The organism is Streptosporangium sp. NPDC050284 (assembly GCF_044459525.1).
Classification (GTDB): Bacteria; Actinomycetota; Actinomycetes; order Streptosporangiales; family Streptosporangiaceae; genus Streptosporangium.
Genome location: NZ_JBITIZ010000002.1, coordinates 202,725 through 225,899 on the forward strand (window position 1 = coordinate 202,725; position 23,175 = coordinate 225,899).

Sequence of the window (23,175 nt, forward strand, 5' to 3'; positions counted from 1 at the left end):
CATAAGTCATCAACACTTGCCGCAAATATGTGTCTTTCATCTCATATGTCCGGCTGACCGTGCGCAACCCGACCGCGGGGGCCGAGCGCGAAACACGAGGCCGTACCCTCTAGGGAAAACGGCGCCCGCACGGAGGATCGACGACGATGCCCGAGTTCGACTACACCGACCTGCTTCCCCTGGGACCGGACGAGACGGAATACCGTCTGATCACCACCGAGGGGGTGCGGGTCGTCGAAGCCGCGGGACGCAGGTTCCTCGAGGTCGAGCCCGAGGCACTGAGGCTTCTCACCGAGAACGCGATCCACGACATCTCCCACTACCTGCGGTCGTCCCACCTCGCCCAGCTCCGCAAGATCATCGAGGACCCCGAGTCGAGCGGGAACGACCGCTTCGTCGCCCTCGACCTGCTGAAGAACGCCTCGATCTCGGCGGGCGGCGTGCTCCCGATGTGCCAGGACACCGGCACCGCGATCGTGATGGGCAAGCGCGGGCGCCACGTGCTCACCGACGGCGCCGACGCCGAGCACATCTCCCGCGGGGTGTACGACGCCTACACCCGCCTGAACCTGCGCTACTCCCAGATGGCCCCCCTCACCATGTGGGAGGAGAAGAACACCGGCTCCAACCTCCCCGCGCAGATCGAGCTCTACGCCGAGGACCCGGGCGGCCACCCCGACGAGTACAAGCTGCTCTTCATGGCCAAGGGCGGCGGCAGCGCCAACAAGTCCTTCATGTACCAGGAGACGAAGGCGGTGCTCAACGAGAAGCGGATGCTCCAGTTCCTGGAGGAGAAGATCCGCTCGCTCGGGACCGCCGCCTGCCCGCCGTACCACCTGGCGATCGTCGTCGGCGGCACGTCCGCCGAGTTCGCCCTGAAGACCGCCAAGTACGCCAGCGCCCGCTACCTGGACTCCATCCCCACCTCCGGCTCCCCCTCGGGTCACGGCTTCCGCGACACCGAACTGGAGGCCAAGGTCTTCGAGCTCACCCAGAAGCTCGGCATCGGCGCGCAGTTCGGCGGCAAGTACTTCTGCCACGACGTCCGCGTCATCCGCCTCCCCCGCCACGGCGCCTCCTGCCCCGTGGCCATCGCGGTCTCCTGCAGCGCCGACCGCCAGGCCCTGGCGAAGATCACCCCCGAGGGGGTCTTCCTGGAGCGGCTGGAGACCGACCCGGCGAGGTTCCTGCCGGAGACCACCGACGACCACCTCTCCGAAGACGTCGTCAAGATCGACCTCAACCGCCCGATGGCGGAGATCCTCGCCGAGCTGACCAGATACCCCGTCAAGACCCGCCTGTCACTGACCGGACCGCTCGTGGTCGCCCGCGACATCGCCCACGCCAAGATCGACGAGCTTCTGGACGCGGGCGGCGAGATGCCCGAGTACCTCAAGAACCACGCGGTCTACTACGCCGGCCCTGCCAAGACCCCCGAGGGGTACGCCTCGGGCTCCTTCGGCCCCACCACCGCCGGGCGCATGGACTCCTACGTCGAACGCTTCCAGGCGGCCGGGGGCTCCAAGGTCATGCTCGCCAAGGGCAACCGCTCCAAGCAGGTCACCGACGCGTGCAAGGCCCACGGCGGCTTCTACCTCGGCTCCATCGGCGGCCCCGCCGCCCGCCTCGCCCAGGACTGCATCAAGAAGGTGGAGGTCCTCGAATACCCCGAGCTGGGCATGGAGGCCGTCTGGAAGATCGAGGTCGAGGACTTCCCCGCCTTCATCGTCGTTGACGACAAGGGCGAAGACTTCTTCGCCGACTCGACCGGCCCCGTCCTCACCATCGGCCGCCGCTGACCACACCCCCTGGCGAGACGCCGAGGGTCAGGACCCGCCGTACAGGCGCCCGAGGTCGACGAGTTCGACGTCGGAGCGCCGTGCGGCGGTGTGCGCGACACCTCGGGAACGACGGCCGCAACCGTCATTGGCGGGACCATCGCTCTGTCGGCCACCACTCCCGACGAGGACACCCCCCTCACCGCAACGTGCGGTCCGACTACGGAGAGAAGCCGTGAAGTCCGACCAATCCAGCAGATGTCACCCATTGTTTCCTAACAGTTACAAGCCTGAAAATCTGACTCAAGTTGGCAAGAAGATTCGGGCCTGTCTCTACTGGTCGCATTACGCAAATCGGTAAGCTGCACCACATGCGTGCGCCGCCCGGATACCTTCTCGCAGCGCGCTACCGGTTGTCCGAACCGGTTGGGCGCGGCGGCATGGGCACTGTTTGGCGTGCACACGACGAGTTGCTCAACCGCGAGGTGGCCGTCAAAGAGGTTCGCCTTCCCGTGATCCTCGACGAGGAGCTCCGCGCCGAGCTGTGCGCCAGGACCGAGCGCGAGGGGCGCGCGACCGCGATGGTCGCCCACCCCTCCGTCATCACGGTCTTCGACGTCGTCACCGAGGACGAGCGCCCCTGGATCGTGATGGAGCTGCTCCGCGCCAGGTCGCTGGAGCAGCTCCTCCAGGACCACGGCCCGCTGCCGCCCCGCCAGGTGGCGGAGATCGGCAGGCAGGTCCTGGGAGCGCTGCGCGCCGTGCACGCCAAGGGGATCCTCCACCGCGACGTGAAGCCGAGCAACGTCCTGGTGACCGACGACCGAGCCGTGCTCACCGACTTCGGCCTGGCCGCGCTCGAAGGAGACGTGTCGATCACCCAGGCGGGCATCGTGCTGGGCTCGGCCGGATACATCGCCCCCGAGCGCGTGCTGGGCGCCAAGGCCAGCCCGGCCGGCGACCTGTGGTCGCTCGGCGCGACCCTCTACACCGCCGTCGAGGGCCGGGGCCTGCACGGGCGCCGTACGGCCGCCGCCGCGCTCGCCGCGCTGACCAGTGGCGAGCCGATCCCCATGGAGCGGGCCGGACCGCTGACGCCGGTGCTGCGCGGCCTCCTCACGATCGACCCGAACGCCCGGCTCGACGCGGGACGTGCCCTGATGATGCTCGCCAGGGTGGCGGCCGGAGGACTGGTCGAGGAGTCCTTCTCCAGGCCCTCCACACGACCCGACACCAGGCCGTCCACGAGCGGGTCCGGCGGCAGGCCGTCCACGGGCGGGTCCGGCGGCAGGCCGTCCTCTGGCGGATTCAACGTCAGGTCGTCCGCGAGCGGGTCCGACGGCGCGTCGGCCCCGCCGTTCAGCCGCCGCTCCCAGCACCGCGGGATGCACCGGGTCGGTTCCGCGCCGCCCCCGGCACCGCGCCCCTCGTCACCGGGGACGCCCCCACCGCCGTCGGGGCCTCCGTCCGGGCCGACACCTCAGCTCCGGGCGCACCGGCGCCCCGGTGAGGGGGTCCATCGGAAGCCAGTGGAGATTTCGCCAACCTACCGGCCACTTGTCCGTTTTATGACGCCCTTTATAAGGTTGGTCCTCCCACGTCTTCTCTGGCCGAGGGAACTCCGTAAGCGCGGGTAAAGCGCTTCTCAAGGTGGAATGGCTATCTTCTTCTCATGCCGGAACAGCAGACGCGTGTGCTCGCGGACCGTTACGAGCTGATCGCGCCGCTCGGCCGAGGCACGATGGGCACCGTTTGGAAAGCCCACGACCGTTCCCTCGGCCGTGAGGTCGCCATCAAGGAGATCCGTCAGGAGCCCGGCCTCAGCGAGGCGCAACGCGCCGAGCTTCGGGAGCGGATGATCCGCGAGGGTCGTACGGCCGCCCGCATCAGCCACCCCTCGGTGGCCACCGTCCACGACGCGATCGTCGAGGACGGCAGCCCCTGGATCATCATGGAGCTCGTACAGGCGCGCTCCCTGGAGCAGGTGATCGAGGAGGAGGGGCCCCTTCCACCCCGCCTCGTCGCCGAGATCGGGGCCGACCTGCTGGGGGCGCTCCGCGCGGCCCACGCCCAAGGGGTCCTGCACCGTGACGTCAAACCCGGCAACGTGCTCATCACCGAGAGCGGCCGGGTGGTCCTCACCGACTTCGGCATCGCGAAGGCGGAGGGCGACACGAGCCTCACCAAGACCGGCATGGTGATCGGCTCCCCCGGATACACCGCACCCGAGCGGGCCCGCGGCGAGCACACCGGGCCCGAGTCGGACCTGTGGTCCCTCGGCGCCACGCTGTACTTCGCGGTCGAAGGCCGCCCGGCCTACGAGCGGGCCTCCGTGGCGGAGACCCTGGCCGCGCTGATGAGCGAGCAGGTCGACCCGCCGACCCAGGCGGGACCGCTCCGCCCGGTGCTCGAACAGCTGCTGGAGAAGGACCACACGGCGCGGCTGACAGCCGCCCAGGCGGGGGCACTGCTGCGGGCGGTGGCCGACACCCCCTCACACCTCGCGGACTCCCTGCCCCCGGTCCCCGCGCCCGCCACGCCCCCTCCCGCGCCGTCCCCCTCGGCCTCCGCGCCCCCTTCCACGGCGGACACCGGGGACGCCAAGGACGGCGCCGACGATTTCGACGCCAATCGCACCGTGATGGTCATCCGTCCCAAGGACGGCCTGCGCATCCCCGGCGGCACACCGCCCGCCGCCCCCGGCCGCCCGACGACCTCGCCCTACCCTGACCGCCCGCCCTTCGGAGAGCCGGGCGGTCCGGCCGCGAGACGGCAGGGCCCTCCCGGTCTCGGAACCCCCGTCGCCCGAGGACCCGGCGCCTTCGGAAGGCCAGGCGCGTTCGAGGAGCCGGACGAGACGGCCTTCGCGGAGCCAGGAGCCGAGGCCGCGGCGACGCCACCCCACGGGTTCCCCGTGAGCGGCAGAGCCGATCTCTCCGCCACCCCGCCACACGGCTTCCCGCCGGTCGATCCGGAGTTCGGGAAGCCCGGCGCGGGAGGCCCGGGATCCGAAGCACCCCCTCCGCCGAGACTCGTCCCCGGCAACCGGCCCGGTCCCGGTAACCCCCCCGGCGTCGGCGGCTCACCCGACCATGCGGGGCCGGTCTCCTCACAGCCCTGGCGTCCGCCGGGCCCCGAGGCGTCCGACGGCGCCTACCGCTCCCCCGGCCTGGGCACCGACCTGTTCGCGATCGCGGGCCAGAACGCCCACCCCGACCCCGGTCGCCCCGGGCCGAGGAAACCGCCGTCGGAGAAGACCCGGATCGGCGTCCTCGTCCTGATGGGCGTGGCGGCGATCGCCCTCGTGGTGATCATGATCCTCGCGGTGGCCGCCCTCTTCTGAGAACCCCCTTCCGAGAACGTCCCGCGAGGGCGACCCCGTACCCGCCGTTTGATTTCCTCCTCAGGACGCAGACTGGGGTCATGAGCGAGTATCGGATCGAGCATGACTCGATGGGCGAGGTACGGGTTCCCGCGGGGGCGAAGTGGCGGGCGCAGACCCAGCGGGCGGTGGAGAACTTCCCCGTTTCGGGGCGCGGGCTGGAAATCCCGCACATCTCGGCGCTCGGCCTGATCAAGGCGCTCGCCGCCGAGGTCAACGCGGAGCTGGGGGTGCTCGACAAGGAGCTGGCGGAGGCGATCGCCGAGGCCGCCACCGACGTCGCGGAGAACGAGTGGGACGGCGAGTTCCCCATCGACGTCTTCCAGACCGGCTCCGGCACCTCCTCCAACATGAACGCCAACGAGGTGATCGCGACCCTCGCCGAGGAGCGGCTCGGTCGTCCCGTCCACCCGAACGACCATGTGAACGCCTCACAGTCGTCCAACGACGTGTTCCCCACCTCCATCCACGTCGCCACCGCGACCGAGGTCTCGTACCACCTGATCCCCTCGCTGCGGCACCTCGCCACCGCGCTCCGGGACAAGTCGCTGGAGTTCGAGGGCGTGGTCAAGGCCGGGCGCACCCACCTGATGGACGCCACCCCGGTCACGCTGGGGCAGGAGTTCGGCGGGTACGCCACGCAGATCGACAACGCCATCGGGCGGGTGCGGAGCGCGCTCCCGCACCTCACCCAGCTGCCCCTGGGCGGCACGGCGGTCGGCACCGGCGTCAACACCCCTCCCGGCTTCGCGGCCAAGGTCATCGAGAAGCTGCGCCAGACCACCGGGCTGCCGTTCTCCGAGGCTCCCGACCACTTCGAGGCCCAGGGCGCGAGGGACGCCGTCGTCGAACTCTCCGGCCAGCTCCGCACGGTCGCGATCTCGCTCAACAAGATCGCCAACGATCTGCGCTGGATGGGCTCCGGTCCCCGGGCGGGACTGGGCGAGATCAACCTGCCCGACCTGCAGCCCGGGTCGTCGATCATGCCGGGCAAGGTCAACCCGGTCGTCCCCGAGGCGGTGACCATGGTCGCCGCCCAGGTCATCGGGAACGACGCGGCCATCGCCTTCGCCGGCGCCTCCGGCACGTTCGAGCTCAACGTGATGCTCCCGGTCATCGCGCGCAACATCCTGGAGTCCGTACGGCTGCTCGCCAACGCCTCCCGGCTGCTGGCCGACCGGTGCGTACACGACATCACCGCCAACGTCGACCGCATGCGCGAGTACGCGGAGTCGTCGCCGTCGATCGTCACGCCGCTCAACCCGTACGTCGGGTACGAGGAGGCCGCGAAGATAGCGAAGCAGGCCCTGGCCGAGCGCAAGACCATCCGTGAGGTCGTCATCGAGCGCGGCCACGTCGCCAACGGCACCCTCACCGAGGAACGGCTCGACGAGCTGCTCGACGTCCTGTCCATGACCCGGCCCCCCTCGTAGACCGCGCCCGGCCGCAGGTCACCGACCGCGCCCAGGCCCCCTCGCGGACCGGTGACCGGTCCGGCACGTGCACCGGCGGCCCCGACCGCCGACCGTGAACCGGCACGATCGTGAACCGGCTCCCCGGTCGGCGTCGTAGTCGGCTTCCTGGGAGACTCGGAAACATGACCCAAATCAAGTTCTACGGCCGCAGGGACGCCTGGTCCGGCCGGCGTCAGGAGATCTCCGACACTGTCCACGGCTGTCTGGTGGACGTCTGGAAGCTCCCTGAGGACAAGCGGTTCCACCGGTTCCTGCTGCTGGACGCCGAGGACATGATCTGCCCGCAGCGGAGCGAGCGGTATCTCATCGTGGAGATCGTCTGTTTCAGCGGCCGGACGGACGAGGCCAAACGCTCGCTGATCCGCGCCTTGTTCACCGGAGTCGGCGACGCCCTCGACCTTCCCGCCGAGGACCTGGAGATCGTGATCATGGAGTCCCCCAAGGTCAACTGGGGCATCCGCGGCCTCCCCGGCGACGAGCTCACGCTCACGTACCCGGTCACCGTCTGAGAGCCACGCGTCCCTCCACGAACCCGCACCGGGAAGCCATTCTCCCTAACCCGTGCGGCCAGGAGCGGCAAAGCGATCGAGACAACGAATCGTTGAACGTCCGCGTTCGTCTCACGCGACGGCTTCCGGGACGTTGACCCACTTCCCGCCCTCCGCCACCGAGGTGTCCCGAGCCGGGTGGCGGGACGGGACCAGGCAGGCGGATATCCGCCACATAAACGTACGGTGGAGTGTGGGGGTGGGCGACATGGGCCAGGATTCGGGTCATTGCCTAGATTCGGCAGCATGATTGACCTAGCGGGTCGGCGAGCCGTGGTGACCGGAGCGGGCAGCGGGATCGGGCGCGCCTGCGCGCACCGGCTGGCCGCGGCCGGAGCACACGTGCTGGTGGTCGACATCGACCCCGAGGCGGCGGCGAAGGTCGCCGCGGAGATTTCGGGCACACCCGTCGTCGCGGACCTGTCGGAACCGGATTTCGTACGGGCGATCCCGCCCGGTACGGACATCGTGGTGAACAACGCCGGGTTCCAGCACGTCGCCCCGATCGAGGAGTTCCCCCCCGAGGTGTTCTCCAAGATCCTCAAAGTGATGGTGGAGGCACCCTTCCTGCTGGTCAGGGAGGTCCTGCCGGGGATGTACGAACGCGGCTGGGGCCGGATCGTGAACATCTCCTCGGTCCACGGGCTCCGCGCCTCGCCCTACAAGGTGGCGTACGTCACCGCCAAGCACGCCCTCGAAGGGCTGTCCAAGACGATCGCCCTGGAGGGCGCCTCCCACGGCGTCACCTCCAACTGCGTGAACCCCGCCTACGTCCGCACCCCTCTGGTGGAGAACCAGATCGGCGCCCAGGCCGGAACCCACGGCATCGGCAGGGACGAGGTGATCGAGCAGATCATGCTCGCCCCCGCCGCCGTCAAACGGCTGATCGAACCCGAGGAGGTCGCCGAACTCGTCGCCTACCTCTGCGGCCCGAACGGCTCCTTCGTCACCGGCACCTCCCTCCCCATAGACGGCGGCTGGACCGCCCGCTGACACCTAACATCGCCATGAACCCGTGAAACCGCACCGGGGAAGAGGGAGGGAGCGGGACAAGAGCGGCCTCACCGCAACGCCCCAGCGTCCTCAACAGTGAGGACTACCCGTGAGGCCGCGCCGGGGACTGGACTGAGGAGAGGGAGGTCGTGAGGAACGAGCGACCTTCCTCGACGAGGGAAGGAGCCGGACAAGAGCGGCCTCACCGCGACGCGCCGGCGTCGCCAACAAAACAGCGGCCGAACCGCGACGCGCCGGCGTCGCCAACCAACAGGAGCGAAGCGGATGAGCGACGAGGGAAGGAGCCGGGTAAAAGCGGCCTCACCGCAATGCACCAGCGTCCCCAGTAGTGGGACTACCCGTGAGGCCGCGCCGGCGACTGGACTGAGGAGAGGGAGGTCGTGAGGAACGAGCGATCTTCCTCGACGAGGGAAGGAGCCGGACAAGAGCGGCCTCACCGCGACGCGTTAGCGTCGCCAACAACACAGCGGCCGAACCGCGACGCGCCGGCGTCGCCAACAACACAGCGCCAACAAACACAGGTCTTTCTCGAACTGCTGGCCAGGGAGGCTTCGGCCGTCGAGTTCGAGGGACCCGTTCTCGCGGCGAGGTCCGACGGGATCGACGCGGAGGCGCTGGCGGAGCTGGAGGAGGCCAAGCTCGCCGCGCTGAAGGTGCGGGCGCTGCTGAGGCGCAGGGCGAAGCGTGAGGCGGAGCTGTCGGCGCTGTTCGACACGGCGGGCGACCTCGCCGGGCTGCGGGACCTGGACGCCGTTCTGGAGGCCATCGTGCACCGGGCCAGGCAGTTGCTCGGCACCGACGCCGCCTACATGACGCTGCACGACCCCGAGCGGGGCGACACCTGGATGCGGGTGACCGACGGCTCGGTGTCGGCGAAGTTCCGGGCGCTGCGGCTCGCCATGGGCGCGGGGCTCGGCGGGCTGGTGGCCCAGACCGCCACCCCGTACTCGACCGCCGACTACTTCGCCGACGAGCGCTTCCGGCACAAGAGCGACATCGACGACGCGGTGCTTGAGGAGGGGCTGGTCGCCATCCTCGGCGTGCCGCTCAAGCTGGGCGCGCGGGTGATCGGGGTGCTGTTCGCGGCCAACCGGAGCGTACGGCCCTTCACCCAGGACGAGGTCGTGCTGCTGGGCTCGCTGGCCGCGCACGCGGCGGTGGCGATCGACAACGCCCGGCTGCTGCAGGAGACCAGGCACGCCCTGGAGGAGCTCAGCGAGGCCAACCGGCAGGTGAGCGCGCACAGCCAGGCCGTGGAGCGCGCTGCGCTCGCACACGACCGGATGACCGGCCTGGTGCTGCGCGGCGGCGGGGTCGAGGACGTGGCGGCGGTGGTGACGGAGGTGCTCGGCGGCTCGCTCGCGGTGCTCGACGACGCCGGGCGTCCGATCGCCGGGGACGCGCGCGTACTGGAGGACGGCGCGCTGGGCAAGGACGCGATCGCGGACGCCGCGCGCTCGTCGAGGGCGCTGGGGCGCGGCGTACGGCAGGGAGACCTGCTGGTCGCGTCGGTGGACGTGGGCGCGGAGCCGCTGTGCACGCTGGTGCTTCGCAACGGCGGCCAGGTGTCGGACGCCGACCAGCGCATCCTGGAGCGGGCCGCGCTGGTGACCGCGTTGCTGCTGTTGTTCAGGCGTACGGTGGCCGAGGCGGAGGGCCGGGTCAGGGGTGAGCTGCTCGACGACCTGATCTCGCGGCCCGCGCTCGACGGTCTGGCCGACCGCGCCCGGCGGGTCGGGGTGAATCTGGACCATGACCACGTGGTGGTCGTGGTGCGCCACGGCGGTGGGCGGGAGCGTGCCGCGTTCTGGGCGTCCTCCCAGGCGGCGATGCACCACGGTCTCGCCGCGCAGCGCGGCGACGAGGTGGTCCTGATGCTCCCGGGGGACCGGCCGGGGCCTCTGGCCAAACGGGTCGCGACCGAGCTGAGCGCCTCGCTGGGCCATCCGGCCACGGCGGGCGCCGGAGGGCCCGTACGCGGCACCGCCGAGGTGGCCGCGGCGCACCGGGAGGCGCAGCGCTGCGCCGACGCCCTGGTGGCCCTGGGGAGGGCCGGGGAGGGCGCCGGTGCGAGAGAGCTGGGTTTCGTCGGGCTGCTGGTCGGTGAGGGACGCGACATCGGGGCGTTCCTCGCCTCGGTGCTCGGCCCGGTGATCGACTACGACGCCCGCAGGGGCACCGCTCTGGTGCAGACGCTCACCGCGTACTTCGGCATGGGCGGCTCGCTGTCGCGGACGAGCGAGGCCCTGCACATCCACGTCAACACGGTCACCCAGCGCCTGGACCGGATCGGCCAGCTCCTCGGCGACGACTGGCAGAGCCCCGACAGGGCGCTGGAGGTTCAGCTCGCCCTGCGCCTGCACCGTCTCAGCGGCTGACCGGGCCGTGCCGGGCCCGGCTCGCGGGGCCGTCGCACACGTCCACATAGGGCACCTGTCGGCTATGGCGGTCGTACCCATAGGAGTGACGCCGGTCACTACGTACGGTAGCCGAAATCCCCCCAACAGCGACTTCCCCTGGTGAGTGAGATGGCAGAGAAAACCCGCACCCCCATCGGAAAGATCGTCGGTGCCAGTCTCGTCGGCACCACGATCGAGTGGTATGACTTCTTCCTGTACGGCTCCGCCGCCGCACTGGTGTTCCCGCAGTTGTTCTTCCCCGAGTCGGAGCCGCTGACGGGCACCCTGCTGGCGTTCCTGACCTACGCGGTGGGCTTCGTGGCCCGCCCGCTGGGTGCGCTGGTCTTCGGGCACTTCGGCGACCGGCTCGGCCGCAAGAAGCTACTGGTGGTCAGTCTGCTGCTGATGGGCGGGGCGACCTTCCTGATCGGCTGCCTGCCGACCCACGCGGCGATCGGCATGGCGGCACCGCTGCTGCTGACCCTGCTCAGGCTCGTCCAGGGCTTCGCCCTCGGTGGCGAGTGGGGCGGTGCGGTGTTGATCGTCTCCGAGCACGGCGACGCCGCGCGCCGCGGCTTCTGGGCCTCCTGGCCGCAGGCCGGCGCCCCCGGCGGCAACCTGCTCGCCACCGCCGTGCTGGCGGTGCTGGCGGCGGTCCAGACGGACGAGGCGTTCGTGAGCTGGGGCTGGCGGATCCCGTTCCTGCTGTCCGGTGTCCTGGTGCTGGTCGGCATGTGGATCCGGCTCTCCATCAGCGAGTCGCCGGTCTTCCAGCAGGCGGTCGCCAACGCCGAGCCCGCGCCGTCCCTGCCGATCGTGGACGTCTTCAGGTATCACTGGCGGGACGTCCTCATCGCGATCGGCGCCCGCTTCGCGGAGAACGTCTCCTACTACGTCATCACCGCGTTCGTGCTGGTCTACGCGACGGCACAGGCGGGCCTGCCGAAGCCCCTCGTGCTCAACGCGGTACTGATCGGGTCGGCCATCCACTTCGTCTCGATCCCGATGTGGGGGGCGCTCTCCGACCGGCTCGGCCGCAGGCCCGTCTACCTGATCGGCGCCGCCGGGGTGGGGCTGTGGGCCTTCGCCTTCTTCCCGCTGATCGACACCAGGAGCTTCGCCGCCGTCACCCTGGCGGTGACCGTCGGACTGATCCTGCACGGCGCGATGTACGGCCCGCAGGCCGCGTTCTTCTCCGAACTGTTCGCGACGAGGATGCGCTACTCGGGCGTCTCGATCGGCTCGCAGCTCGCCTCGATCGTCGCGGGCGCCCTCGCCCCGCTGATCGCGGTCGCCCTGCTGGACACCTACAGGTCGGCGTTCCCGATCATGTTGTACGTGGCCGGAGCCGCCGTGCTCACCCTGATCACCGTGTATGTCTCGCGCGAGACCAGGGGACGCGACCTCGTCACCATCGGCACCCCCGACGAGGCCAAGACCACCACCCGCTGAACCGTACGGAGAGACGTCTGATGCACATCGAGAACCGGCCGGTGCCCACCGGCCGGATCACCCAGAATGTCCTGTCGGTCGTGGGGAGCGCCACGGAGAACGCCTCGGAGAGCGGCGAGACGGTGCTGTTCGTGCACGGGAACGTGTCGAGCGCCGCCTTCTGGCGGGCCACGCTGCTCGCCCTGGCCGAGGCGGGCCACCGACCGCTCGCCGTGGACCTGCGAGGCTTCGGCGACACCGAGCCCGCCCCTGTCGACGCCACCCGTGGCCTGCGGGACTACTCCGACGACGTGCTCGCCCTCCTCGACGCCCTCGGACTGGACCGCGTGCACCTGGTCGGCTGGAGCATGGGCGGCGGGGTCGTGCTGCAGGCGCTGCGCGACCGGCCGGCCGCCGTACGGAGCGCGACGCTCGTCAACCCGGTCTCCCCGTACGGCTTCGGCGGCACGCACGGCCCCGACGGCGTGCTGAACCACCCTGACGGCACGGGCTCCGGGGCGGGCGCGGCCAACCCCGACTTCGTGAAGCTGCTCGCGGCGGGGGACACCTCCGACGACTCCCCGGTCTCGCCGAGGAACGTGATGCGGACCATGTACGTGAAGCCAGGCACGGTGATCGAGGACGAGGACGCCCTGGTCGCGTCGTTGCTGTCCACGAGGGTCGGCGAGGACAACTACCCCGGCGACGCGGTGGCGTCGGAGGAGTGGCCGGGGGTCCGTCCCGGTACGCGGGGCGTGCTCAACTCGTTCGCCCCGACGCATTTCCGGCTCGACGACCTGCACACGATCGACCCGAAGCCGCCGATCCTGTGGGTGAGGGGCGAGGCAGACGTGATCATCTCCGACACCTCACTCTTCGACCTGGCCCACCTGGGCGCCCTGGGGGCCGTCCCCGGCTCGCCCGGCACCCCCGCGCAGCCGATGGTCACCCAGACCCGCGCCGTCCTGGAGCGGTACGGCCCGTACACCGAGGTCGTCCTGGACTGCGGCCACAGCCCGCACATCGAGCGGCCCGCCGAGTTCCGCGCCGCCCTCTCCGACCACCTGAAGCGGAGCCGACCATGAGTAGTAGTGGCGAAAGCGGCGTTGGAAACAGCGCGAGAAGTGGCGCCGGGGGACGCGGCCGGGTGGCTGGGGTCGTCGCCGTCGGGCTCGCCGCGCTGGTGGCCCTCGCCGGGGCGCCCGCGGCGAGTGCGGGGACCGCGCCGGCGCACTGCGCCAAGCTGGACCGGGTGACGGTGCCGGGTGCCGAGCACCAGGTGAAGGCATGCCTGGACGACCTCACGACGGCGGGCACGACCGTCTCAGGGCACACCGACCCGGCCGACTGGGCGGGCCTGCACCCGGCGGGGGCGGTGAACCCGAAGGGCGTGCCCGGCATCCAGATCGACGGCTACTTCCCCGACACCTCGACCTTCAACACGACGCACGGGTGGAACCACGACTCGCAGTTCGTCCTGCGACTGCCGGACGACTGGAACGGCGGGCTGGTGGTCACCGGCACCCCGGGCAACCGGGAGCAGTACGCCAACGACTTCACCGTCTCCGACTGGGCGCTGGCCAAGGGGTACGCCTACGCGGTGACGGACAAGGGCAACGTCGGCGCCACCTTCTACAGGGACGGCCGCAAGCCCGGTGACGCGGTCGCCGAGTGGAACGACCGGGTCACGCAGATCGCGATCGCGGCCAAGGCCGTCGTCGCGCAGCGCTACGGCAGGCTTCCCGACCGGACCTACGCCGCGGGCATCTCCAACGGCGGATACCTGGTCCGCTGGCAGCTGGAGAACCGGTCCTGGCTCTACGACGGCGGGATCGACTGGGAGGGCACGCTCTGGCGGGTCAAGGGCGACAACCTGCTCAACTACCTGCCTCCGGCGCTGCGGGCCTATCCGGCGGGTGACACCCAGGCGATGTACGACGCGGGTTTCGCCCGTGGCTCGGAGTTCCTGTGGCCGTTCCACTACCAGTACTACTGGGACCTGACCCAGCGCGTCTACCGCGAGGAACTCGACCCCTCCTTCGACGGCGACACCGACGCGGGCACGCCCTTCTGCTCCTCGGGCACCCCGGCCTGCGACGCCGACTACGACTACGACGCGCGCAAGCCGTACGCGGCGGTGCGGAAGATCGGGCTCACCGGCCGGATCGGCAAGCCGCTGATCACGATCCACGGCACGCTGGACACGCTGCTGCCGATCTCCCGCTCCGGCGACGTCTACGCGGACATGGTCGGCGATCGCCGGCCGTTCCGCTACTACCGGATCACCGACGGCACCCACGTGGACAGCCTCTACGCCTCCTACCCCGACAGGCTCCGCCCGTTGCTGCCGTGCTTCCGCAGCGCCTTCGAGACTCTGGAGAGCTGGGTGGAGCGCGGGCAGAACCCGCCGCCGAGCGCGACGCTGCCGAGGCCCTCGACCGGCGACCTGCCCAACGAGTGCCGGCTGAGAGTGTGACCCGGCCCCCCTGACACCCCACCACCTCGACCGGCCGGTTCCGGAACCGTATGACACACACCGACCGGCCGTATGACGGCCCGGCGCCGCACAGCCCCAGCGGGCCGTGTGGCGCCGGGCCGGATCAGTTGAGCATGTAGCGCCGCTGGACGCTTTTGGTCACCCGGACCGCGTTCCTGACCAGCGGTATCCGCAGCGCGACCCGCTTCAGCAGCGGGTACCAGGGCTCGGAGGGCTTGGCGGCGGCGGATTTGTGGATCTCCACCCGGCCGCCGCGGTTCATCTCCACCTTGAAGCGGAGCCCGGTCTCCTCGCCGTCGACCCGCAGGAACGGTGCCCAGATCCCCGGCGCGAGGAACCCCTCCCGGTACGCGAGCCTGGTCGGGATCTTGGCGATCAGCCGCCCCGCCAGCTCCCCCGGGACACCGGGCTCGACCAGCGCGGGCGCGGTCACCTCGCGTTCCCTGCCCTCGGCCTGGCGGAACACCAGCTCCGCGGGCGGCCCCCCGCTCGGCGGTACGTAGGGTACGGGCACGACGACGAAGACGTGCTTGTGCTGCCTGATCACCGTCGTACCCGGTGAGACCAGGACGATCGACTCGGGGAACGAGCGCGGTTCCACGCAGATCCCCAGCTCCCCCCTGTCGGACCACCAGGGGACGACGAGCCGCCTGGAGCAGTCGGCGACCATTCCCGTGCAGTTCAGCGGCGACCCCGTCACCCGGGTGCTCGCCTGTTGCACCCCGCCGTACATGCGCACGTGTATCTCCCACAGTCCCGGCGGCAGCGGTCCGTCCATGGCCGCCGAGTCGATGTCCAGCCGGGCGGTGCCCGTGACCTGGAGCCTGACCCCGTTGCGGTGACGGCAGCGGGTCATCGAACAGTCCGAGGGCAGGAAGTGGATCGTCCCGGTGTCCTCGTGCCTGACGTAGACCTCGAACCGCGCCTTGGCCGCGGCCTGGCTGACGTCTGCCATCTCGGGCGGCAGGCGGAGCCCGTCGAGGGGAACGGGAGGCTCCCAGAGCAGGCCGCCCTCTCCGTAGGGGACGAAGCGCATCGGGGTGCCGTCGGCCTGTGTCATCTCCACGGTGAGCCGCAGGGTGAGCGCGCCGTCGTCCCAGGCGAGGTCGTCGAGGTCGGCCTGGAGGTGGACACCGCGCATGGCTCCGGCCAGCACGACGAGCTGGTCGAGCCTGCCGGCGCGGAGCAGTGCGGCGCGGACCCTCAGCGGTACGGGCAGCAGGAGGTCGAGGCGCGGAGGGAAGCGCTGGACGACCAGCTCGCGCAGGGTCGTGAAGGTGACCGCCCGATCCGCGGAGGAGGTGACGAATCTGCTTCCGCCGAGCCGTCGCAGCACCGCGCCGCGGAACCACTGGGCGTACATCCGGTCGCGCCGACGGCCTTCGGGGACCTCGTCGTCGATGACGTCGAGCAGTTCGCGCAGCTCCGCGGCCCAGACGTAGGGGTCCTGCGGCGGTTCCGGACGCTCGGTGACGTGGCAGCAGACCCCGTCGGCCATGACGACGATGTTCTCGGCCCGCAGGTAGGCGCGGAGCACGAAGGTCTGCTCGGCCAGGAGGCCGCCGGGGTCGGAGAAGTTCAGCGCCTCCGCGTCGAGGAAGGCCCTGCGGAAGAGCTTGTGCGGGGTGAGCAGCGTGAGCAGCCGGTCCTTCACGATGTCGGCGTTCTCGCGGTCGGCGTCGAAGACCGCGGAGGGTGGCCTCCGGTCGTTGACGAGCCGTCCGAGGAGGATGTCGGCCCCGGTCTCCACGGCCCGCGCGTACATCCGCTCCAGAGCGTCTCTCTCCAGGCGGTCGGCCTGGTCCAGCAGGTAGACGTACTCGCCCCTGGCGACCATGAGGGCAAGGTTGCGGCCGCGCATCGGCGAGCCGGTCCGCTCGATGTGGAGCACCCTGACGTTCGACCGCACCGCGGCCAGGGTGTCGAGGCGCTGCTGGATCCCGTCGTCGGAGCCGTCGTCGGCGAAGATGACCTCGTAGTCCTCGGAGGCCATCGACTGTTCCAGCACCGACCGGATACAGGCGTCGGCGCCATCACCGGGGTTGTGCACCGGCACCACCACGCTGACCTTCACGTCCATGCGGCCAAGGGTGCGGCGCGGGGCGCCGGGAGGCGATCAGACTTGCCGACTCCTGGTCTCTCAGTACCAGCCTTTGGCCTGGGAATGGGCCCAGGCGCCACAGGGCGAGCCGTAACGGCCCTTGATGTAGCCCAGCCCCCACTCGATCTGGGTGGCCGCGTTGGTCTGCCAGTCGCCTCCCGCGCTCGCCATCTTGTGGCCGGGGAGGGACTGGGGGATGCCGTACGCGCCGCTGGAGGTGTTCATGGCGCGCTCGTTCCAGCCGCTCTCCTTCATCCAGAGCTTCTCCAGGCAGCCCCACTCGCCGGACCAGCCCCTGGCGTCCAGCATCTGCTTGCCCAGTGCCCTGTTGCCGGTCGGGTTGGAGGTGCCCGGGGGGAGCTGCTGCGGGTTGAAGCCGCCACCGCCGGGCGCCTCGTCAACGATCTTGACCTGGTTGAGCGCCCTGCGGTTGTCGCGCTCGGCGGCGATCTTGTCGGCCTTGAGCGCCTGCGCGGCCTGGGCCTTCAGCATGTCGGACTCCAGGTCCGAGCCGAACGGGTCGGAGCCGAGCATCTGCGCCATCTCGTCCAGGGTGAGCGGCGTCGTCTTCGGTGCCGAGGCGTTCTGAACGGCGGTGTAGGCGGTGAAGGCGCCTCCACCCACCAGGACCACGAGCGCGGCGCCCAGGATGAGGGCGCGCTTGGAGGTCATGCCGCGCTTCGAACTGGGCGCGTCGGCCTTACCCGCGTCGGCCTTCCCTCTGCCGGCCCTGCGGCTCGCGCGGCGGGTACCGGGCGCCGAGCGCTCCTTAAGTTCCTGTGATCCTGGACTCACGACCTATGAGCTTGCCGTGGGGAGGGGGGTGGTCCGCAACCGGAACGGGAGAGTTGGTCGGCGCTCGCTCGTACCCGTAGGGGTTTCTCATGACATAACCGCCAGGCCACGGCTACTTTCCCGGCAATGAAAGCATGGGAGTGATTTTGCTCACATTTTGCCTTATGGGATCACTTCGACCATATCGATGATCATGAAAGTGCCCGAATCGTGGTCTGACCACCTAATTCAGGTACTGTTTGCGTTATGTCTGGGTTTTGTGACCCAGCGGAACCAACCAAGCCTTGGGAGAATGATTACCCGGTGGCAGGCATCCTTCTCGTCGAAGACGACCCCTCGGTCCGGATCGGGCTGGAGCTCGCGCTCACCCGGCAGGGACACTCCGTCACCGCGTACACCAGCGGTGAGGAGGCCCTTGAGCACATCAGAACGCGCCGACCCGAGATCGCCATCCTGGACGTCATGCTGCCCGGCATCGACGGCGTCGAGGTGTGCCGCCGTATCCGCAGGCTCGACCAGCTGCCGGTGATCCTCCTCACCGCCAGGGGCGACGACCTCGACGTCGTCGTGGGACTGGAGGCGGGGGCCGACGACTACGTGGTCAAGCCTGTCGAACCCCGCGTGCTGGACGCCCGCATCCGCGCCGTCCTGCGCCGGATGGAGTCGGTTGCCTCCGACCGCATCACCTTCGGCGACCTGGTCATCGACCGGGGGGCGCTCAAGGTGGCGCTGGGGGGCCGCGAGGTCCACCTCACCCCCACGGAACTGCGGCTCCTGCTCGAACTCGTCCGCCACCCCGGCCAGGTGCTCAACCGCAGATACCTGCTGCGGGCCGTCTGGGACCACACCCACGTCGCCGACTCCCGGCTCGTCGACGCCTGCGTCCAGCGGGTCCGCGCCAAGATCGAGGCGGTCCCCGCCGAGCCCGAGTTCATCCACACGGTACGGGGATTCGGCTACCGGTTCAGCCCGCCGTGAGACGGGCGCTCCCTCCCTCGCTCCGGTGGATGTACACCGGTCTGCGCGGGCGCCTGGTGATCACTTTTACCCTGATCGCCGTCACCGCCTCCGCGGTCGTCGCGGGAATCGGCTACGAGTTCGTCAAGAGCCGCATGATCGGACGTGCCGAGCATGTGGCCGTGAGCGACGTACGCGACACCCTGGAGGGCATCAGGGTGCCCGTCGGCGGACTCTGGCCGGGAGACGGCCCACCGACCGACGAGGAGATCAGCACGCTGCAGAGGAGCCTGCGTCCCCAGGGCGGCAGGGTGGTGGTCCGCTACGAGGAGTACGTCTACCCCGACGGCGACTTCGGCACCAAGGACGTCCCCGGTGACCTCTCCGCCAGGGCCACCCAGCGGATGGTCGCCAAGCGCATGACCATCCGCGGCGACATGTGGCTGCTCATCGGCACCCCCGTCTGGCGGATCGAACCCATACACACCGCGCAGCCCACCGGGATGATCGTCTACGTGTTCGCCCCTCTCATCGAGGAGGATCGGCTCCTGAGCGGCCTGCGGCAGCCGCTCGCCGTCGCCGGCGTCGCCATGCTGATCATCGCCCTCTCCCTGGGCCTGGTGTCGGCCAGGCAGCTCCTGCTGCCGGTGAGGCGGCTCGGCTCGGCGGCCCGAGCGCTCGGAGCGGGCCACCTGGACACCCGCCTGCCCGTACACGGCCAGGACGAGCTCGCCGAGCTCACCGCCACGTTCAACGACACCGCCGCCGCCCTGGAGCGGAGCGTCACCGAGCTGCGCTCGCTGGAGGCGATGTCCCGCCGTTTCGTCGCCGACGTCTCCCACGAGCTCAGGACCCCGCTCACCGCGATGACCGCGGTGACCGACATGCTCTCCGAGGAGGCGGAGCGCCTGCCACCCGAGCCCGCGACGGCCGTGCGGCTCGTGCTGCGCGAGATCGAGCGGCTGCGGACCCTGATCGAGCAGCTCATCGAGGCGAGCCGGTTCGACTCGGGCACGGCCACACTGAACGTGGACACCGTGAACATCGTGGATGTGGTCTGCGACTGCCTGGACATGCGCGGCTGGTCGGACCGGGTACGGGTGAACGTGCCGGAGGGACTCACTTTCTCCGTCGACCCCAGGCGTTTCGACGTCATCGTCGCCAACCTGGTGGGCAACGCCCTGCGCCACGGTGAGCCCCCGGTGATGGTGACCGCCCGCAGTACCCCGAACGGCCTGGAGGTGAAGGTGCGCGACCACGGCAAGGGCATCCCTGCGAAGGATCTGCCCTTCGTGTTCAACCGTTTCTACAAGGCCGGCGCCCGGGGTGACGGCAGCGGGCTCGGCCTGTCCATCGCGCGGGCCAACGCCCAGCTGCACGGCGGCACGATCTCGGTCCGCGCGCAGCGGCCGGGAACCCTCTTCACGGTCTGGCTTCCCCCGGCATGAGACGGCTCACCCGCCCGTACGCCCCGACGGCCCCGGACAGGAGGCGGCCGGCCCTCCCGACCGTCCCCCACGGGAGACGACGGCCCACCCTCCTGATCGCCCTCGGCGGAAGACGGCTCACCCCCATGACGTCCCTCGGCAGGAGGTGGCTCGCCCGGCCGGCCGTCCCCGGTGCGAGGTGGCTCGCCTGCCTGCTCTCCGCCTCCCTGCTGCTCGGCGGATGCGGCATCTCCCCCACCGAGGTCCAGGACTACGGCCGTCCGCCGGTGATCAGCTACAGCCCCACCTGGGTGACGGTCTATCTGCTCCGCGACGGCCGGCTGGAGCCCGTCAAGATCCCGGTGGTCTCCGACTCGGCCAAGAACATCATCGACACGCTCTTCCGGGCCGGCAAGCAGCCGCCGAAGGCGGGGCTGACCAGCGCGCTCAACGACTTCAGCCACTACGACACCAAGACGACCCGCTACTCCGACAACACCGACAACATCGATCAGCGCAACGAGCCGAACGACAACCTGGGTTACCGGCTGAACGTGATCATCACGGGCCAGGGCAAGGTCACCAAGGAGGCCCTCGCCCAGATCACCTGCACCATCCGGCAGAACAAGCAGGAGAGCATCTGGAGCGTCGAGGTCACCCGGCTCTTCCCCGGTACCCCGGAGACGATGGGCGACCGGGGCTGCTTCGAGTTCCGCAATCTCGCGGCCCCCGGCGTGCGGCTGCCGCCCTGACAGACCCCGTACCTCCACCCGGGCCAGGCGCGTACCGGGCACCGGAATCCCACGAACGCCAGGGGTACGGACACCGGAATCCGCGGGCGCCCCGACGCGCCGGCCGCCACCGGAGGCGCGGAGCCACAACGCGCGAAGCCACAACGCGCGGAGCGCGGTCGCGGGCCCGTACGGCCCCGCGACCGCGCTCCGGCGGCGTCTGACGCCCCGTCACATCGTGATGTCCTCCAGCATCTCGGTGACCAGCGCCGCGATCGGCGAGCGCTCGGAGCGGGTCAGGGTGACGTGCGCGAACAGCGGGTGTCCCTTGAGCTTCTCCACCACCGCCACGACGCCGTCATGGCGCCCCACCCGCAGGTTGTCGCGCTGGGCGATGTCGTGGGTGAGGACGACCCGGGAGTTGGCGCCGATCCGGCTCAGCACGGTGAGCAGCACCCCGCGCTCCAGCGACTGCGCCTCGTCCACGATGACGAAGGCGTCGTGGAGCGACCGGCCACGGATGTGGGTGAGCGGAAGCACCTCCAGCATGCCCCGGTCCATGACCTCCTCGATCACCTCGGGCGTGGTGACCGCGCCCAGGGTGTCGTAGACCGCCTGCCCCCACGGGCCCATCTTCTCGTTCTCGGAACCGGGCAGGTAGCCCAGCTCCTGGCCGCCGACGGCGTACAGGGGGCGGAAGACGATGACCTTGCGGTGCTGACGGCGCTCCAGGACCGCCTCCAGGCCCGCGCAGAGGGCGAGCGCGGACTTGCCCGTACCCGCCCGGCCGCCCAGCGAGACGATGCCGACCTCGGGGTCCATGAGGAGGTCGAGCGCGATCCGCTGCTCGGCGGAGCGGCCGTGCAGGCCGAAGACCTCGCGGTCGCCGCGTACCAGCCGTACCGACTTGTCGGGCAGCACCCGGCCCAGCGCGGAACCTCTGCTGGACAGCAGGCGCAGGCCCGTGTGGGTGGGCAGGTCGCGGGCGTCGACCACGTCTGCCGTGCCGTGCTCGAAGAGGGTCTCGACGTCATCCTCGGTCACCTGGAGCTCGTCCATGCCGGTCCAGCCGGACTCCACCACGAGTTCGGCGCGGTATTCGTCCGCGGCGAGCCCGATGGAGGCGGCCTTCACCCGCATCGGCAGGTCCTTGGAGACCAGCACCACGTCGTTGCCCTCGGCGGCGAGGGTCTTCGCCACGGTCAGGATGCGGGTGTCGTTGTCGCCGAGCCGGAACCCGACGGGCAGGATGGACGGGTCACTGTGGTTGAGCTCCACCCGGATGGTGCCCTCGCCGATCGGCATGGGCTCGTCCAGACGTCCGTGTGTCACCCGGAGTTCGTCGAGGTATCTCAGCGCCTTGCGCGCGAAATATCCGAGCTCTGGATGATGGCGTTTGCCCTCCAACTCGGTGATGACGACGATCGGGAGGACGACCTCATGCTCGGCGAAACGGCTCATCGCCGTTGGATCCGCCAGGAGCACCGAGGTGTCCAGGACGTACGTGCGCCGCTGCACTGCCGGCGACGTGGGTGAGGACGAAGGGTTTGCCACGCGTTCTCCCCCGGGCACCATGCACGGCGCCCTGCCATGAGCTGGGATGCGGACCGGCCAGGGGCCCGCTCACGAGAACGTCGAGCAGGGACCGTTGACCGGCCCTCCTCAGCAGGTCGTGACGCAAAGGCGGGCCCTCTCCGGCGTAGGTGAGCTGTGCTCCCCTACTTCTTACGGTACGTCCTGAATGCCCGACTTCCAACTGCTTAAGACTGACCGAAAGGGGTCGTTCATGTGGAATTTCAGGAACCGTACCTGCGGTGTCGCGCGGCGTAGGAGCGGAGAGCCCGCAAGAAGTCGACCCTGCGGAAGTCAGGCCAGTAGGCCTCGCAGAAGTAGAATTCGGAGTGAGCGCTCTGCCAGAGCAGGAAGCCCGAGAGCCGCTGCTCCCCCGATGTCCGGATGACAAGATCCGGATCGGGCTGACCGCGCGTGTAGAGATGCTCCGCGATGTGCTCGACATCGAGGACCTCGACGAGGTCCTCGATACTTGCGCCCTTGCTCGCGTGCTCCTGGAGAAGGGAGCGCACCGCATCAGCGATCTCACGCCTTCCTCCATACCCAACAGCAACGTTCACAATCAAACCGGGACGATGTGATGTCGCTTCTTTTGCGTTTTTGAGCACCCGGGCCGTGTGATCAGGTAAAAGATCAAGCGCGCCCATGGGCTTGATGTGCCATCCGTCGGCCACGAGTTCCTGGACCACGTCCTCGATGATCTTCACCAGGAGGTCCAGCTCGTCCTTGGAGCGGTTGATGTTCTCGCTCGACAGCAGCCACACGGTGACGACCTCGACACCGGCCTCGCGGCACCAGCCGAGCAGCTCCGAGATCTTGTCCGCGCCCTTGCGATGCCCGCGGCTCACGTCGTCGATGCCCATCGAGCGCGCCCAGCGCCGGTTGCCGTCGACGATCACGCCGACGTGCCGGGGAACCATCTCCTTGTGACGGGACAGCTTCGACTCAAGCCGGCGTTCGTACAGCCGGTAGACGAGATCTCGCACGCCCATTGAAGCCCCTCCCTCAGCACTGCCACGAATGGGCACTGACAGGCAATTATCACCGCCCCGCGGACCTCTCGGCCCC

General features: G+C 69.9%; 17 protein-coding genes. 13 read left to right on the forward strand and 4 right to left on the reverse strand.

Annotated features, from left to right (window positions below; all coding sequences use genetic code 11):
• Positions 1 to 146 precede the first annotated feature (146 nt).
• From ACIBH4_RS05280 to ACIBH4_RS05325, 10 genes are all read left to right on the forward strand, one after another.
• On the forward strand, positions 147 to 1,799 hold the full coding sequence (locus ACIBH4_RS05280) for a fumarate hydratase (protein WP_362509560.1): 1,653 nt from the start codon (positions 147 to 149) through the stop codon (positions 1,797 to 1,799).
• A 350-nt stretch (positions 1,800 to 2,149) separates the two neighbouring features.
• Entirely contained in the window at positions 2,150 to 3,415 is a 1,266-nt protein-coding gene (locus ACIBH4_RS05285) for a serine/threonine-protein kinase (protein WP_362764061.1), read from the forward strand.
• A 35-nt stretch (positions 3,416 to 3,450) separates the two neighbouring features.
• Positions 3,451 to 5,121: a protein kinase gene (locus ACIBH4_RS05290; protein WP_362764058.1), complete on the forward strand. Its 1,671-nt coding sequence runs from the start codon at positions 3,451 to 3,453 to the stop codon at positions 5,119 to 5,121.
• Between the two features lie 80 nt (positions 5,122 to 5,201).
• On the forward strand, positions 5,202 to 6,593 hold the full coding sequence (locus ACIBH4_RS05295; protein ID WP_362509551.1) for a class II fumarate hydratase: 1,392 nt from the start codon (positions 5,202 to 5,204) through the stop codon (positions 6,591 to 6,593).
• Positions 6,594 to 6,757: 164 nt separating this feature from the next.
• Positions 6,758 to 7,144 carry a tautomerase family protein gene (locus ACIBH4_RS05300; protein WP_362509548.1) on the forward strand — a complete coding sequence of 129 codons (387 nt, stop codon included), beginning with the start codon at positions 6,758 to 6,760 and terminating at the stop codon, positions 7,142 to 7,144.
• Positions 7,145 to 7,429: 285 nt separating this feature from the next.
• Entirely contained in the window at positions 7,430 to 8,176 is a 747-nt protein-coding gene (locus ACIBH4_RS05305; protein ID WP_362509545.1) for a 3-hydroxybutyrate dehydrogenase, read from the forward strand.
• A gap of 401 nt (positions 8,177 to 8,577) precedes the next feature.
• On the forward strand, positions 8,578 to 10,575 hold the full coding sequence (locus ACIBH4_RS05310; RefSeq protein WP_362764055.1) for a helix-turn-helix domain-containing protein: 1,998 nt from the start codon (positions 8,578 to 8,580) through the stop codon (positions 10,573 to 10,575).
• Positions 10,576 to 10,725: 150 nt separating this feature from the next.
• Positions 10,726 to 12,048, forward strand: coding sequence for an MFS transporter (locus ACIBH4_RS05315; protein WP_362509539.1), 1,323 nt, complete (start codon positions 10,726 to 10,728; stop codon positions 12,046 to 12,048).
• A gap of 20 nt (positions 12,049 to 12,068) precedes the next feature.
• Positions 12,069 to 13,112 carry an alpha/beta hydrolase gene (locus ACIBH4_RS05320; protein ID WP_362509536.1) on the forward strand — a complete coding sequence of 348 codons (1,044 nt, stop codon included), beginning with the start codon at positions 12,069 to 12,071 and terminating at the stop codon, positions 13,110 to 13,112.
• Positions 13,109 to 14,503 (forward strand): tannase/feruloyl esterase family alpha/beta hydrolase, encoded by a 1,395-nt coding sequence (locus tag ACIBH4_RS05325; protein ID WP_399171488.1) that lies wholly within the window; start codon positions 13,109 to 13,111, stop codon positions 14,501 to 14,503. Before ACIBH4_RS05320 ends, ACIBH4_RS05325 begins: the two co-directional genes overlap by 4 nt.
• Positions 14,504 to 14,627: 124 nt before the next feature.
• On the opposite strand, the gene ACIBH4_RS05330 is transcribed toward ACIBH4_RS05325, so the two are convergent.
• A complete protein-coding gene (locus tag ACIBH4_RS05330; protein WP_362509530.1) occupies positions 14,628 to 16,604 on the reverse strand; it encodes a glycosyltransferase family 2 protein in 1,977 nt (658 codons plus the stop codon).
• A 60-nt stretch (positions 16,605 to 16,664) separates the two neighbouring features.
• Positions 16,665 to 17,420 carry a lytic transglycosylase domain-containing protein gene (locus ACIBH4_RS05335; RefSeq protein WP_362509527.1) on the reverse strand — a complete coding sequence of 252 codons (756 nt, stop codon included), beginning with the start codon at positions 17,418 to 17,420 and terminating at the stop codon, positions 16,665 to 16,667.
• Between the two features lie 303 nt (positions 17,421 to 17,723).
• Between ACIBH4_RS05335 and ACIBH4_RS05340 the strand changes: the two genes are divergently transcribed.
• Genes ACIBH4_RS05340 through ACIBH4_RS05350 form a run of 3 tightly spaced genes read left to right on the forward strand, consistent with a single transcriptional unit; the run spans position 17,724 to position 20,556 of the window.
• Positions 17,724 to 18,398 (forward strand): response regulator transcription factor, encoded by a 675-nt coding sequence (locus ACIBH4_RS05340; RefSeq protein ID WP_350950292.1) that lies wholly within the window; start codon positions 17,724 to 17,726, stop codon positions 18,396 to 18,398.
• Between the two features lie 29 nt (positions 18,399 to 18,427).
• On the forward strand, positions 18,428 to 19,825 hold the full coding sequence (locus tag ACIBH4_RS05345; protein WP_362509523.1) for a HAMP domain-containing sensor histidine kinase: 1,398 nt from the start codon (positions 18,428 to 18,430) through the stop codon (positions 19,823 to 19,825).
• Positions 19,822 to 20,556 carry a hypothetical protein gene (locus ACIBH4_RS05350; protein ID WP_362764050.1) on the forward strand — a complete coding sequence of 245 codons (735 nt, stop codon included), beginning with the start codon at positions 19,822 to 19,824 and terminating at the stop codon, positions 20,554 to 20,556. Before ACIBH4_RS05345 ends, ACIBH4_RS05350 begins: the two co-directional genes overlap by 4 nt.
• A 210-nt stretch (positions 20,557 to 20,766) precedes the next feature.
• On the opposite strand, the gene ACIBH4_RS05355 is transcribed toward ACIBH4_RS05350, so the two are convergent.
• Both ACIBH4_RS05355 and ACIBH4_RS05360 read right to left on the reverse strand, forming a co-directional pair.
• A complete protein-coding gene (locus tag ACIBH4_RS05355) occupies positions 20,767 to 22,110 on the reverse strand; it encodes a PhoH family protein (protein WP_362509517.1) in 1,344 nt (447 codons plus the stop codon).
• Between the two features lie 221 nt (positions 22,111 to 22,331).
• Positions 22,332 to 23,099: an isoprenyl transferase gene (locus ACIBH4_RS05360; protein WP_362510049.1), complete on the reverse strand. Its 768-nt coding sequence runs from the start codon at positions 23,097 to 23,099 to the stop codon at positions 22,332 to 22,334.
• Positions 23,100 to 23,175 lie beyond the last annotated feature (76 nt).

Excerpts from the sequence above, each read along its gene's own strand:
- ACIBH4_RS05325 (WP_399171488.1), top strand. The coding sequence starts at position 13,109 with ATGAGTAGTAGTGGCGAAAGCGGCGTTGGAAACAGCGCGAGAAGTGGC.
- ACIBH4_RS05300 (WP_362509548.1), top strand. The coding sequence starts at position 6,758 with ATGACCCAAATCAAGTTCTACGGCCGCAGGGACGCCTGGTCCGGCCGG.
- ACIBH4_RS05290 (WP_362764058.1), top strand. The coding sequence starts at position 3,451 with ATGCCGGAACAGCAGACGCGTGTGCTCGCGGACCGTTACGAGCTGATC.
- ACIBH4_RS05315 (WP_362509539.1), top strand. The coding sequence starts at position 10,726 with ATGGCAGAGAAAACCCGCACCCCCATCGGAAAGATCGTCGGTGCCAGT.
- ACIBH4_RS05330 (WP_362509530.1), bottom strand. The coding sequence starts at position 16,604 with ATGGACGTGAAGGTCAGCGTGGTGGTGCCGGTGCACAACCCCGGTGAT.
- ACIBH4_RS05360 (WP_362510049.1), bottom strand. The coding sequence starts at position 23,099 with ATGGGCGTGCGAGATCTCGTCTACCGGCTGTACGAACGCCGGCTTGAG.
- ACIBH4_RS05350 (WP_362764050.1), top strand. The coding sequence starts at position 19,822 with ATGAGACGGCTCACCCGCCCGTACGCCCCGACGGCCCCGGACAGGAGG.
- ACIBH4_RS05355 (WP_362509517.1), bottom strand. The coding sequence starts at position 22,110 with ATGGTGCCCGGGGGAGAACGCGTGGCAAACCCTTCGTCCTCACCCACG.
- ACIBH4_RS05280 (WP_362509560.1), top strand. The coding sequence starts at position 147 with ATGCCCGAGTTCGACTACACCGACCTGCTTCCCCTGGGACCGGACGAG.
- ACIBH4_RS05345 (WP_362509523.1), top strand. The coding sequence starts at position 18,428 with ATGTACACCGGTCTGCGCGGGCGCCTGGTGATCACTTTTACCCTGATC.
- ACIBH4_RS05285 (WP_362764061.1), top strand. The coding sequence starts at position 2,150 with ATGCGTGCGCCGCCCGGATACCTTCTCGCAGCGCGCTACCGGTTGTCC.
- ACIBH4_RS05320 (WP_362509536.1), top strand. The coding sequence starts at position 12,069 with ATGCACATCGAGAACCGGCCGGTGCCCACCGGCCGGATCACCCAGAAT.
- ACIBH4_RS05305 (WP_362509545.1), top strand. The coding sequence starts at position 7,430 with ATGATTGACCTAGCGGGTCGGCGAGCCGTGGTGACCGGAGCGGGCAGC.
- ACIBH4_RS05295 (WP_362509551.1), top strand. The coding sequence starts at position 5,202 with ATGAGCGAGTATCGGATCGAGCATGACTCGATGGGCGAGGTACGGGTT.